Annotated in this window: 14 protein-coding genes; 5 read left to right on the top strand and 9 right to left on the bottom strand. The window is 60.6% G+C overall.

Features of this window, described 5'->3' with window-relative positions; all coding sequences use genetic code 11:
* Positions 1–6: 6 nt before the first annotated feature.
* A complete protein-coding gene (locus tag BLU24_RS02095; protein ID WP_090287492.1) occupies positions 7–249 on the bottom strand; it encodes a DUF1127 domain-containing protein in 243 nt (80 codons plus the stop codon).
* A 176-nt stretch (positions 250–425) separates the two neighbouring features.
* On the opposite strand from BLU24_RS02095, the gene BLU24_RS02090 reads away from it, so the two are divergent.
* Positions 426–1,847 carry an aminotransferase-like domain-containing protein gene (locus tag BLU24_RS02090; protein WP_093106381.1) on the top strand — a complete coding sequence of 474 codons (1,422 nt, stop codon included), beginning with the start codon at positions 426–428 and terminating at the stop codon, positions 1,845–1,847.
* Here the strand turns inward: BLU24_RS02090 and BLU24_RS02085 are convergent.
* The 4 genes from BLU24_RS02085 to BLU24_RS02070 form a co-directional block, all read right to left on the bottom strand.
* A complete protein-coding gene (locus BLU24_RS02085; RefSeq protein ID WP_157720814.1) occupies positions 1,844–2,365 on the bottom strand; it encodes a hypothetical protein in 522 nt (173 codons plus the stop codon). The genes BLU24_RS02090 and BLU24_RS02085 overlap by 4 nt on opposite strands.
* A 13-nt stretch (positions 2,366–2,378) precedes the next feature.
* Positions 2,379–4,799, bottom strand: coding sequence for a fimbria/pilus outer membrane usher protein (locus tag BLU24_RS02080; RefSeq protein ID WP_093096982.1), 2,421 nt, complete (start codon positions 4,797–4,799; stop codon positions 2,379–2,381).
* A 5-nt stretch (positions 4,800–4,804) separates the two neighbouring features.
* Positions 4,805–5,515 (bottom strand): fimbria/pilus chaperone family protein, encoded by a 711-nt coding sequence (locus tag BLU24_RS02075; protein ID WP_093096979.1) that lies wholly within the window; start codon positions 5,513–5,515, stop codon positions 4,805–4,807.
* Between the two features lie 100 nt (positions 5,516–5,615).
* A complete protein-coding gene (locus tag BLU24_RS02070; protein ID WP_093096976.1) occupies positions 5,616–6,266 on the bottom strand; it encodes a DUF1120 domain-containing protein in 651 nt (216 codons plus the stop codon).
* A 283-nt stretch (positions 6,267–6,549) separates the two neighbouring features.
* Between BLU24_RS02070 and BLU24_RS02065 the strand changes: the two genes are divergently transcribed.
* Entirely contained in the window at positions 6,550–8,118 is a 1,569-nt protein-coding gene (locus BLU24_RS02065) for a phospholipase D family protein (protein WP_090287502.1), read from the top strand.
* Between the two features lie 24 nt (positions 8,119–8,142).
* On the opposite strand, the gene BLU24_RS02060 is transcribed toward BLU24_RS02065, so the two are convergent.
* Together BLU24_RS02060 and BLU24_RS02055 are read right to left on the bottom strand one after the other, a co-directional pair.
* Positions 8,143–9,288, bottom strand: coding sequence for an MFS transporter (locus BLU24_RS02060; protein ID WP_093096973.1), 1,146 nt, complete (start codon positions 9,286–9,288; stop codon positions 8,143–8,145).
* Positions 9,289–9,477: 189 nt separating this feature from the next.
* A complete protein-coding gene (locus BLU24_RS02055; RefSeq protein ID WP_093096970.1) occupies positions 9,478–10,971 on the bottom strand; it encodes an aldehyde dehydrogenase in 1,494 nt (497 codons plus the stop codon).
* A 235-nt stretch (positions 10,972–11,206) separates the two neighbouring features.
* On the opposite strand from BLU24_RS02055, the gene BLU24_RS02050 reads away from it, so the two are divergent.
* The 3 genes from BLU24_RS02050 to BLU24_RS02040 all read left to right on the top strand — a co-directional run bounded on the left by BLU24_RS02050 (position 11,207) and on the right by BLU24_RS02040 (position 12,340).
* On the top strand, positions 11,207–11,569 hold the full coding sequence (locus BLU24_RS02050; RefSeq protein ID WP_090287508.1) for a cupin domain-containing protein: 363 nt from the start codon (positions 11,207–11,209) through the stop codon (positions 11,567–11,569).
* 116 nt (positions 11,570–11,685) lie between these two features.
* Positions 11,686–11,895: a peptidase inhibitor gene (locus tag BLU24_RS02045; RefSeq protein WP_093096966.1), complete on the top strand. Its 210-nt coding sequence runs from the start codon at positions 11,686–11,688 to the stop codon at positions 11,893–11,895.
* 49 nt (positions 11,896–11,944) lie between these two features.
* The gene (locus BLU24_RS02040) at positions 11,945–12,340 is read left to right on the top strand and encodes a hypothetical protein (RefSeq protein WP_157720813.1); all 396 of its coding nucleotides are present in this window, start codon (positions 11,945–11,947) and stop codon (positions 12,338–12,340) included.
* 86 nt (positions 12,341–12,426) lie between these two features.
* Here the strand turns inward: BLU24_RS02040 and rpmG are convergent, their stop codons facing one another.
* Positions 12,427–12,582 (bottom strand): 50S ribosomal protein L33, encoded by a 156-nt coding sequence (gene rpmG, locus BLU24_RS02035; protein ID WP_003177274.1) that lies wholly within the window; start codon positions 12,580–12,582, stop codon positions 12,427–12,429.
* A gap of 11 nt (positions 12,583–12,593) precedes the next feature.
* Entirely contained in the window at positions 12,594–12,827 is a 234-nt protein-coding gene (gene rpmB / locus BLU24_RS02030; protein WP_007920377.1) for a 50S ribosomal protein L28, read from the bottom strand.
* Positions 12,828–12,992: the final 165 nt, after the last annotated feature.

The following is a 12,992-nucleotide window of genomic DNA, read 5'->3' as shown; positions in this document are numbered from 1 at the left end:
CAGGTCTCAGATCCGCCAGAACGGCTTCAACCCCTCCTCCAAAGCCTGTTCACGGGTCAGGCCGACGTCCTTGAGCTGATCGGTCGTCAGCGTCAGCAACGCCTTGCGCGTGTGCAGACGGTGCCACAACAGACCCCAGCGACTCAGACCGGACGGTGCATTGCGCAATTCATTGCGCGCCCGCTCCTTCTGCCCTGCCGCCAGTTCCTGACTGTGTAACGTCAGCCGCACATCGCTCAAGCCGTTCATTTTTTGTCGCTCCTGTTTACTTGGGTAGCCAGAGATTCCATGATGCGCGGGCGAGTAAAACCATTACAGACGCAAAGAACCTGTATTAACTCCATACAGATTTGCTGATCTGCCGACTGAATGATCAATTTTTGCCGCATCTGTACTGGTTTTTGCTCAACTGCACCGAGGCCGCCATGACTCTGTATGTAAACCTCGCCGAATTGCTCGGCACCCGCATCGAACAGGGTTTCTATCGGCCCGGCGACCGCTTGCCCTCGGTGCGCGCCTTGAGCGTTGAGCACGGGGTGAGTCTGAGCACGGTGCAGCAGGCCTATCGCATGCTCGAGGACAGCGGCCTCGCCACGCCGAAACCCAAGTCCGGCTACTTTGTCCCGGTCGGCCGTGAGCTGCCGGAGCTGCCCGCCGTGGGCCGCCCGGCGCAACGGCCGGTGGAGATTTCGCAATGGGATCAGGTGCTGGAACTGATCCGCGCGGTGCCGCGCAAAGACGTCGTGCAATTGGGTCGCGGCATGCCCGACGTTGGCTCACCAACGATGAAACCGCTGCTGCGCGGTCTGGCGCGGATCAGCCGCCGACAGGACATGCCCGGTCTGTATTACGACAACATCCACGGCAACCTCGAACTGCGTGAGCAGATTGCGCGGCTGATGCTCGACTCCGGCTGCCAGTTGAGCGCCGGCGATCTGGTGATCACCACCGGTTGCCACGAGGCGCTGTCCACGAGCATCCATGCGATCTGCGAACCGGGCGACATCGTCGCGGTGGATTCGCCGAGCTTTCACGGCGCCATGCAAACGCTTAAAGGTTTGGGCATGAAAGCCCTGGAGATTCCCACCGACCCGCTCACCGGTATCAGCCTCGACGCGCTGGAACTGGCACTCGAGCAGTGGCCGATCAAAGCCATTCAACTGACGCCCAACTGCAATAACCCGCTCGGCTACGTCATGCCCGAATCGCGCAAGCGTGCGCTGCTGACGCTGGCGCAACGCTTTGACGTGGCAATCATCGAAGACGATGTGTATGGCGAGCTGGCGTATTCCTACCCGCGTCCGCGCACGATCAAATCCTTCGACGAGGACGGCCGTGTATTGCTGTGCAGTTCGTTTTCCAAGACCCTGGCGCCGGGGCTGCGCATTGGTTGGGTCGCACCCGGCCGCTATCTGGAGCGGGTGCTGCACATGAAATACATCAGCACCGGCTCGACCGCGCCGCAACCGCAGATTGCCATCGCCGAATTTCTCAAGGCCGGCCACTTCGAGCCGCACTTGCGGCGCATGCGCATGCAGTACCAGCGCAATCGCGATGCGATGATCGACTGGGTCACGCGCTATTTTCCCGTCGGCACCCGCGCCAGCCGCCCGCAGGGCAGCTTCATGCTCTGGGTCGAGTTGCCGGAAGGCTTCGACACGCTGAAACTGAATCGCGCGCTGCACGATCAGGGCGTACAGATTGCCGTCGGCAGCATCTTTTCCGCCTCAGGCAAATACCGTAATTGCCTGCGGATGAACTACGCTGCCAAACCAACGGCACAGATCGAAGAAGCGGTGCGCAGGGTCGGGGCGACAGCGATCAAACTGCTGACCGAGTCGGACTAATCGATCTGAAACGCTCCGTTGCCCTCGAAACGCCTCAGGTCGGCAACCCGGCTTGAGGCATCTTCCACCTGGGCATCGATCTCGAACTCCACTTGCAAATAACGTCCCTGCGCCACAGCCGCGCCATTCCAGGGCACGACACGTGCGCCCGGCGATAACAGGTTCGCTTCAAGGGGCCGCCCGCTTTCCAGACGCCACTGCACCGCCACACCATCGAGGCGTGCCGCGACGATGCGCACTTGCAACGTGCCAGCCTCCCAGCGATAGCGCCGAGAGTCTGCCGCCGGCGCGACAAACGACCACTTGATCGGGCGAGCTTGCGGGCAATGAACACGCAAATGCACGTTGCGCAGGCCAAATCCCGCGCCCTGCACTGAAGCAGAACGCAAGAGTTCGGAGCGGGTGATTGCGCCGTAATCCACGGTCGCCGGCGATAGATCCACCTCACACGTATCGTTCGCCGATGCCGAGGCACAGGCGAGACAGGCCGCAAGTACGGCAATAATCCGGGGCTTCATGGCAGGCACTCGGTCAGGACAGATTTGAAGGGCGACAGATCGCCTCAACGGTTTCAATTTGCGTAGCCTCACCGGGCGATTCACTCAGGGGGAAATGCAAAACGCAGTGGCTGCTGTCGGATAACTTCACGCGCAACACCTGCCCTGGTTGGATATCCGGCAAAAAAATCGCCCCGGCGTCCATCACGGACGTCAGGTACTCACCCTGCGCATCCAGTACGCTCAAGCCTCTGGGCAACCATTGGCGATCCTGCGACCGCGCCTTGAGCAACAGACGCCGGACGGTAACCAGGGAAAAGTCCAGGTGCTGCACCGAACCCCGGCCGGCGGTCACCTCCTGCACCCCGTTGAGAACTTCGACATTACGCGGCAGCCCCAGTGGATCGACTTCAAGCCGTGCCAAAGAATAGGCTGGCAGGTTCGCCGCCACTGCGCGCCCCGCGCCATCCGTCCAGACGGGGCCTTGGGGCGTTTGCAGCCGCACTCCGGAACGCTCACCCGCCTTCAACACCCCCACCGTGTCACGTAGCGCATAGGGTGACAGCGTGACGCCATCGCGGTGCAGCAACACGCCGCCGCGCAAGCCCAGATCGTATTCCGTCGCACCGGCGCGCTGCCCGAGCCCCACATCCAGGCTGGTATAGCGTGGCAAGGCATTGATCCGGCCAGCCACCGCAGCCGATGCGTTATCGCGGTGTTCGGCATTGACGGTGTAGGCCAGGGTTTCGCTGACCGCAGCGCTCACGGCCAGCCCTTGGCGCGTGCCTGAGCGCTCGTCACTGCGCACGTACCCGCGCAACCGGCCTTGCCCGCCCAGCGGAACGCCCACGGTCAGGTAAGCCGCGCGGCCCTGACGATATTCCTCGTCACCACCGACGCCTCGTTCCACGCTCAGCGACAAGCTGACGCGCTGCGGCAGCGTCAGTGACCATGACAACCCCAACTGCGACACCGGTGCTTCGCCCATACTCGAATAACGCGACCAGCTTGCGCCAAAGGCCCCCCAGTCATCGGTGGCGCCATTGAGCGAAAACACCCAGTGATCGCGTTTGCGCGACTCGACCTGATGCCGCCGCTGATTCCAGCCGGTATCTGACAAGGTGCGAAAGTCCCGGCTCTGGCGCACTGCGACCAGACTTGCCGAGAGATTGGCCGCCAAAGGCGCGCTGAACGTCAGCTGCAATTGATCACCAGCAAGACCCGCCGCGCGCTGTTCCGACACCACTTGGCGCAGCCCCAGCGTGATCGGCCCCGACCACTGTTGTTGCAGCCCCCAACCGGCGGAAAGGTAAGCGTCGCCCGCGAGCGCACCAGCGGTTGCACGCAGGCCTCGGCGCATTTCCCAGTCTTTGCTGAACGCCGCGAATGTCGGCGCCTCACGGTTATCCGCTGACAGACGGCGGACCCGGCCCAGCGCCAGATTGAAACCCTCGGGGGCGTCAGACTGCGCCGCTTGCAGACTCCCCGCCGGCACCCGAAAACGTCGCACCTGACCATCCTGCTCATGTACCGCTACCTCCAGATCGAGCTGATTGCTCAACAACGGGAGCGCGCGCAAGGTAAAAGGCCCGCCTGGCACCATCGTCGTATAGATCACCACGCCGTTCTGGCGGACCTCGATACGGGACGGTGAGTAAGCAACCCCGTCCACTTGGCCACGGGCCCCGTTGCGGGCGGCATCGAGTCGGGCGAAGGCTGCTTCAGGAAAAACCTGTACGCCCGTGAACGACTCACCGGCAAACAGCGACGATGCCAGGTTGAGCTGACCGATCTGAAGGCTGGCCTCGTGATCTTCCAGCGTGTGCATCGCATAGGCATAGAGGTGCTCGAACCGTGAGCTGTCGGGCAATGCCGTGAATGACTGGCGACTGCGTAGCACCCAGTCGCCGGCATTCAAGCCCGCTTCCGAACTCAGGCTGCGATAGTTGCTGGTCTGCCCGTCGAATTGACTTCCGGCCATCAGCAAATCGTAATTCAACACACCGGCCACGCCGCCATTGGCAAAGCTGCGCTGCGACAGCTCGGGCTCAGCGAGCGTATCGGTAGGCACCAGTAACCGGACCTGCTGACTGCCGGGGTTCAACTGCACGACGGCTGCGGGGAAACCCTGTGCGGCAGTCACACACGACCCGGATGCCAGCGGCGCAGACGCGGGCAGACGCACTCCGGCAGCCGTTAACCATTGCTTCCCCAGACACAACTCGCCCACATCGTTAAACGTCATTTGCACACGGCCCTTTGGCTGTCCGTTGACTTCAAGCACGACGGCATGCACACCCTGAGTAAAACGCGCAGCATCACGAAAATACTCCGCCAGGGCCGGATCGACTCCGCGATCCCTGAGCACTTCAACGTCGAACGTCACCGGTTCTGCCGCCATCGCCACGCGCCACCCGCAACCACCCAGCGCCAGCAATGATCCGGCGATGCACATCCAGTTCAACGTGTCACCGGGGCAATATGATCGTCGACAGCAAAACCGTAAGTGGTCGCCGGGAATATCCGCACCGACGACACCTGTGCCAACGAACTCAGAGGCAAATCGAGTTGCAGTCTCTCGCCCGGCAGAATATAGGTGCGCGGCAGTTCGACCGGGCTTGAGCCGGGCAACGGTGTAACCGCTTTGCCGAGTCGAACCACGTAGGGACTGGGATTGTGAACGTGCAAGCCATCCTGCGTGACGGTCCAGACGAGGCGTTTCCACGGTTCAAGCTCGACGGGCAATCCGGCCGGACGCAGGATCACCGGCAGGTTTTGCCGCACGCCGAGGCTGACACGCGCCCCACCTGCGGCTGCAACCGGGTTGATGCCTTCGAAAATCACCCGTTTCAAACGTTCGGTCTGCAAGGGCTGAGCGCTCTGCAGAAGGAACCGTACCTGCTGAACCTGGCCAGCCTCGACACGTGCAACAGGGGGAGTGAAAACCAGAAGGACCTCATCGTCCGATTCAGTGTTTTCGACGGTGGTGTACAGAAGTGCCGGATGAGCATCGGTGTTGCGGACGTTCATGACGGCTTCGCCGAGGCTCTGCTCGACGACCAGTACCGGCGTTTGCGGAACCATGCCGGCGCCTTGCGCAAGCGACATCGACAGACCGGCGAACAACCACAGGGAGACCTGCATCAAAGCAGGTTGGAATGAAAGGGGCATCGGTAAATACCGGAAAATTCCAGGCCACGGTTCCGGCGCTGCCGGCGTGTTCCTGTCGGAAGGAAAAGCCCGGCGCCCTGGTGGCCGCCGGGCTCGGCGGTCAGAGGTAGAACATGTCGAAGGTCACCGAGCCGTCGAGCGGGATCTCGTTGGCGATCGGCAAGTTGTTACTCGCGCCAATGATTGGCAGCAAGCTCATCGGGAAGCCGTGATGCCGAGCGGCAACAGGCCCCGTTGCGGCATTGATACCCCAGGAATACAGCGCAGGGGCATTGCTCACCAGCGAACTGGCAGGTACACGCCACGCTGGCGCTGCGAGAGTGCGGGTCAGCAGTGCGCGCCCTGTTCCGTCGGTCTCCGGCGTGCCATGACGTAAAGCGAATCCGCCAATCCGGGTGCCATTGATTGCGCCAAGCCCGAAGAACAGCACCGGATCGGTTTGACCGGTGCCATCGCTGATACCCGGCAATTTGGTCGCTGCACGGTTATCGCGAACCGACACTTCGACCGGGGCTGGAGCGTCGCAATTGATGTGCAGCGAGATGTCCCGCTCCGGCAGCAGAGTTTGCGTGGTTGGGTTAAGCGTGGCCGCGGAAATCTTGCGCAGGTCTACCGTGCCGCCCCCGGCAAAGGCTGGGATGCAAGAGGTCGGGATAATGGTGCCGATGACGTTCAGGTCAACGCTCTCCGCCATAGCCAGCGAGGGTAGCAAGGCGGCAGCGAGAACGACGAGCCGGTGGTTGTTTTTCATAAGCCGTATCTTCCATGTCATTAACAAAAAGCTTCCTACTGACTTCTCACGTAAGTAAGCAGGCGGATAATTGCGGCTTTTGGAGGACAAATCTGTAGGAAAAACCTTCGCTTGAATGGGGAAAAATCGACCTGACTCATAGGCGATTGATGCTGAGAAACTATTTCCTACTTCTTGATGACAAAACATTGCGCGCTGCTGCCTTGCAGCGCCCACTGATCGGAATTCAAGGCAGCGATGCCCATGCCATACTTCACCCTCCGTCACGACCCGAGACCGCCACGTGATTCCAGGACAGAAACTGATCGCTGCAGCGCTACTCGCTTTGCTCTTGAATGGCTGTGCCACGCTCGATGTGCCGCGCGAGCCGAGCCAGGCCTTACCGGCGGCGGACTCGGCTTTCGGCCGTTCGATTCAGGCTCAGGCCGCGCCCTACCAGGGGCAATCGGGGTTTCGCCTGTTGTCTGACAGCGGTGAAGCGTTTACCGCCCGCGCCGAGCTGATTCGCAACGCCCAGACCAGCCTCGACTTGCAGTACTACATCGTCCACGACGGCATCAGCACACGCATGCTGGTGGAGGAAGTGCTCAAGGCCGCCGACCGGGGCGTGCGCGTGCGCATTCTGCTCGACGACACCACCAGCGACGGGCTCGATCAGATCATCGCCACGCTGGCGGCCCATCCGCAGATCCAGATTCGCTTGTTCAATCCTTTGCATCTGGGCCGCAGCACCGGCGTCACGCGTGCGGCGGGACGGCTGTTCAACCTGTCCGTGCAACACCGGCGCATGCACAACAAGTTATGGCTGGCGGACAACAGCGCGGCCATTGTCGGCGGGCGCAACTTGGGCGATGAGTATTTCGATGCCGAACCCAACCTGAATTTTACTGACATCGACATGCTCAGCATCGGACCGGTTGCCGAGCAGCTCGGACACAGCTTCGATCAGTACTGGAACAGCGCGCTGAGCAAACCGATCGAGGAATTTCTCTCCGCCAGACCCAGCGCCGCGGACCTGCAGAACACCCGCACACGCCTGGAAGAATCGCTGGAAGAAACGCGCAAACAGAATCACGCGCTGTATCAACAGCTGATGAAGTTCAAGACCGACCCGCGCATGGACATCTGGCGCAAAGAGCTGATCTGGGCGTGGAATCAGGCGTTGTGGGATGCACCGAGCAAGGTGCTGTCCAAGGGCGAGCCTGATCCGCACCTGCTGCTGACCACGCAGCTGGCGCCGGAACTGACCGGAGTGAGCAAAGAGCTGATCATGATTTCGGCGTATTTCGTGCCGGGTCAACCGGGGCTGGTCTACCTGACCGGACGCGCCGACGCCGGGGTTTCGGTGAATCTGCTGACCAATTCGCTGGAGGCTACCGATGTCCCGGCAGTGCATGGCGGCTATGCGCCGTATCGCAAAGCCTTGCTGGAGCACGGCGTGAAACTGTATGAACTGCGGCGCCAGCCCGGGGATAACTACGGCAGTGGCCCGCGGCTGTTCTACAGCAAGTCGTATCGCGGCTCGGATTCCAGCCTGCACAGCAAGGCGATGATCTTTGATCGACGCAAATCGTTTATCGGCTCGTTCAACTTCGACCCGCGCTCAGTGCTATGGAACACCGAAGTCGGCGTACTGGTCGACAGCCCGGAACTGGCCGAGCATGTGCGCGTACTGGCGCTGCAAGGCATGGCGCCGAACCTGAGTTACCAGGCGAAACTGGAAAACGGCAAGGTCGTCTGGGTCACCGAGGACAACGGCCAGATGCACACGCTGACCAAGGAACCGGGAAGTTGGTGGCGGCGCTTCAATTCGTGGTTCAGCACCAGCGTGGGCCTTGAGCGCATGCTTTGATCCCGGCTCCCACAAGGGATGTGCTCAGGCAGCTTCTGCCGTTGTGCCAAACGCGCCTTGGCGCAACAGCAACAACACCAGACCAAACGCCCCCGCCGCCATCAACAGCGGCAACGCATGCCCATTGATCCACTGACTGCCCGCCCCCGCGGCCAGCGGCCCGACAAGGCAACCGATCCCCCAAAGCTGCGCGATGTGCGCGTTGGCGCGCACCAGCGCATCGTCGCGATAACGCTCGCCGATCAGAATCAGTGACAACGTGAACAGCCCGCCAGCACTGGCACCGAACAGTACCCACAACGGCCAGATCAGCAGCGTGTCGAGCAGCAGCGGAATCGCCAGACTCGAGAGCATCAACACCACAGCACAGCCGGCGAACAATGTGCGCCGCGACAGATAATCGGCCAAGGCGCCAATCGGCAATTGCAACAGCGCATCGCCGACTACCACGGTGCTGACCATGGCCAAGGCAATTTCCGCAGTGAAACCCTGTTGCAGGCAATACACCGGCAGCAACGTCAGGATCATTGCCTCGAACGCGGCGAACAACGACACCGCCCAGGCGATCGCCGGCAGCTCGCGGGCGAAGCCCCACAGGTCGACGAAGGTCACGCTGCTCGCTTCACTGCTGGGCGCCCCACTGCGCCCGAGCAACAACAACGGCGATACGCTCAGCAAGCCAACACCGACCCAGAAACCATAGTCATGCTCGGTGCCGAGCGCACCCAACAGCAACGGCCCCGACAGTTGGCTCAGCGCATAACTGCTGCCATACAACGCGACCAGGCGCCCGCGCCACTGCTCGACCACCAGTTGATTGATCCAGCTTTCGCCGAGGATGAACACGATGGTCAGAATCACCCCGATCAGCAGGCGCAGCAGCAGCCAGACAGGATAACTCGGCAGCAACGCCAGCAGGCCGATCGACAAGGCTCCGGCCCACAGGCACAAGCGCATCAGATTCGCCGTGCCGAAATACGCGGCGAGATGGCTGGAAACCTTCGCCCCCAACAACACGCCGATCGCCGGCATCGCCGCCATCACGCCGATGGCGAAAGCGCCGTAGCCCCACCCTTCAAGACGCAGCGACACCAACGGCATGCTCACGCCCAGGGCCAGGCCGACACTCAAGACAGACGCCAACACGGCGAAATACGTCGCCCACCGCATGTTCCACGCTCCTGTGGATAGTTTTCATAGACACCGCACAAAACCAATGTGGGAGCGAGCCTGCTCGCGAATCGGTTTCACATTCAGCATGTACGCTGACTGATACACCGCTTTCGCGAGCAGGCTCGCTCCCACAGGGGATCTCTGTTTCGTCAGGCAGCCCGGTGTGCCCGGGCTGCCGTTAACGGCTTACAGCTTGATCCAGGTCGCTTTCAGTTCGGTGTACTTGTCGAACGCATGCAGCGACTTGTCGCGGCCGTTGCCTGACTGCTTGAAGCCGCCGAACGGTGCGGTCATGTCGCCGCCGTCATACTGGTTGACCCACACGCTACCGGCACGCAGAGCCTTGGCGGTCAGGTGTGCCTTGGAGATGTCCTGCGTCCACACCGCCGCGGCCAGACCGTATGGCGTGTCGTTGGCGATCTGAATGGCTTCTTCAGCGCTGTCGAAAGCGATGACCGACAGCACCGGGCCGAAGATTTCTTCTTGAGCAATCTTCATCGCATTGCTCACGCCGTCGAAAATCGTCGGCTCGACATACGTACCGCCTGTTTCCTGGAGGATGCGCTTGCCACCAGCCACCAGTTTGGCGCCGTCGCTGTGGCCGGATTCGATATACGACAGCACGGTGTTCATCTGCTGGGTATCGACCAGCGCGCCAACGTTGGTTGCCGGGTCCAGCGGATTGCCCGGCTTCCAGGCTTTCAGCGCCTCGATCACCATCGGCAGGAATTTGTCCTTGATCGAACGCTCGACCAGCAGACGCGAACCGGCGGTGCACACTTCGCCCTGGTTGAAGGCGATGGCGCTGGCAGCGGATTCGGCAGCGGCTTGCAGATCCGGTGCGTCGGCGAACACGATGTTCGGGCTCTTGCCGCCGGCTTCCAGCCAGACGCGCTTCATGTTCGATTCACCGGAGTAGATCATCAGTTGCTTGGCGATCTTGGTCGAACCGGTGAACACCAGCGTGTCGACATCGTTGTGCAGGGCCAGCGCCTTGCCAACGGTGTGGCCGTAGCCCGGCAGTACGTTGAGCACGCCTTTGGGAATACCGGCTTCGACAGCCAGCGCGGCGATGCGGATGGCGGTCAGCGGCGATTTTTCCGACGGCTTGAGGATCACCGAGTTACCGGTCGACAGCGCCGGGCCGAGTTTCCAGCAAGCCATCATCAGCGGGAAGTTCCACGGCACGATGGCGCCGACCACACCGACAGGCTCGCGGGTCACCAGTCCCAGTTGATCGTGCGGCGTGGCGGCGACTTCGTCGTAGATCTTGTCGATCGCTTCGCCGCTCCAGCTCAGCGCTTGCGCGGCGCCTGGCACGTCGATGTACAGCGAGTCGCTGATCGGTTTGCCCATGTCGAGAGTTTCGAGCAGGGCCAGTTCTTCAGCGTGCTGCTTGAGCAGGCTGGCAAAACGGATCATCGTGGCTTTGCGTTTGCTTGGCGCCAGGCGCGACCACACGCCGGAATTGAACGTGGCGCGGGCATTCTCCACAGCGCGCTGGGCGTCGGCGGCGTCACAGCTGGCGATCTTGCCGAGCAGACGGCCGTCGACCGGGCTGATGCATTCGAAGGTTTCGCCGGAAACGGCGTCGGTGTATTCGCCATTGAGGTAGGCGCGGCCTTCGATCTTCAGGTCGCGGGCGCGTTGTTCCCAGTCGGCACGAGTCAGGGTGGTCATTCGGGTGTCCTCCTCTTATTGAATACGAACGCCACAAGCACTGCGGCGTTCATCAAGAATACTGCCCGGCCAGCCTGCATGTCGGCCCAAGGCACCCGCCACCCTAAACCAGCGACCGGGTTTGTTTCAATATATTTGACATAAGCCGGCCATACGGCCTTGCAGTGTTCAATTTAATAAACATAGACTTTCGCCCATTCCAGTCCACGCGCCGTCATCACCGGAGAAAACAACAATGAACATCGAGAACGTCGTCGACATCAGCCTGACCGGCAGCGAAGCCGAACGCTATCGCCCGGACCCGGCCAAAGTGCTCAAGGGCGATCCTGAACAAGCCGTGTTCCATCAATACGAAAGTCCCTGTGGCCAGATGGGCGCGGGCGTTTGGGAAGGTGCGGTGGGCCAGTGGACGGTGAATTACACCGAGCATGAGTATTGCGAGATTCTGCAGGGCGTTTCGGTGCTGCGAGACAGCGACGGAAATGCCAAGACCTTGCGTGTCGGCGATCGCTTTGTGATTCCAGCGGGGTTTCGCGGGACGTGGGAAGTGCTGGAGGCCTGCCGCAAGATCTATGTGATCTTCGAACAGAAGGCTTGATCCGACACAGTCGGTGACGACACCAACCAGACAGGCGCAATACCTTTGAGGAAGACTTTGCGACGGCGGCGCCAGCGGGCGTGCGCCCGGACTCAAATCGCAAGCAAGGAAGCATCATGTCTGACTACTGCAATATCGACGCCGCAGCGTTTGCTGTCGGCAAAGTCGCCACAGCTGAAACGCTGAGTGCCATCCGTGAAGCGGCCGGCGTGGACAAACATCGCCTGGAGCGCCCCGAAGATCTGTTCAATCTGTTGCCTAAACCCAATCGCGTCAGGGTGCTGGTCAACGAACGCGATGAAATTCTTGAGCTCATCTGCGGCTGATCACTGTACGTCTCAAAGTAAAAGGCCCGGCTCGCTAGAGACCGGCCTTTTGCCGTCCCTCTTCCTGAGCGATATAGATAATTACTGCACGTCATCGTGGATTGTGCCGGATGCTGCAACCGGCCTCGAAAAGAGGCTCGAAGCATCAATCACAAGGAAGCGATACCCAATGATCCAGTTTCTGAAAATCAGTATCCTGGCCGGCGTGCTGATGCTCGCCATTCAAACATCAGCCCAGGCCGACCCGCCACCTCAGCGTTGCGACACACGCTGGACGCAGGAATTTATTGGCCGTTTTCTGACGCTCGCCGTCAAAGAACAGGTTCGCAAGCAGGCGCGCGCCACCACTGCAGTGGTCAACTCGCTTGATCGCCAGCATCAGAACAACCGCTTGCGCATCCAGACCGATCCGGATTTGAAAATCACTCATCTGGCTTGCGGTTGAACCCGCAGACACGGTCCAAACGCCGGACAACAAAAAAGGCCCGTATCGTGAGATATGGGCCTTTTTTGTAAGTCGGGAAAAATCAATTACTTGATTTTGCCTTCCTTGTAGATCACGTGCTTGCGAACAACCGGATCATATTTCTTGATCTCGATTTTGTCCGGGGTAGTACGCTTGTTCTTGTCGGTAGTGTAGAAGTGACCAGTACCGGCGCTCGAGATCAAACGAATCAATTCACGCATGATTAGCTCCCTTAAATCTTGCCATCGCGGCGAAGTTCGGCGAGCACGACAGTGATGCCACGCTTGTCGATGATACGCATCCCTTTGGCAGATACGCGCAGACGCACAAAACGTTTCTCTTCTTCAACCCAGAAGCGGTGATGCTGCAGGTTCGGCAGGAAACGACGACGGGTTTTGTTGTTTGCGTGGGAAATGTTATTCCCAGTCACCGGACCCTTACCGGTAACTTGACATACTCTCGACATGCCTCAGCCCTCTAAAACCACATGCCCAACCCGGCATGGGTTGGCCGCTTAATCTCTCAGTCATTTGGCGCCAGGCGCCGCGTTTCTTTAGAGGTCTTACCGGCTACACCTACAGTGAAGGAACCGGGCCCCTAGAAAAGAGCGCTGCTTTATACCAGAAAGACC

It is taken from the genome of Pseudomonas sp. Z003-0.4C(8344-21), assembly GCF_900104975.1.
Taxonomy (GTDB): domain Bacteria; phylum Pseudomonadota; class Gammaproteobacteria; order Pseudomonadales; family Pseudomonadaceae; genus Aquipseudomonas; species Aquipseudomonas granadensis.
Note: the sequence above shows the minus strand (reverse complement) of the source record. Positions and strands in the feature narration are given on the sequence as shown.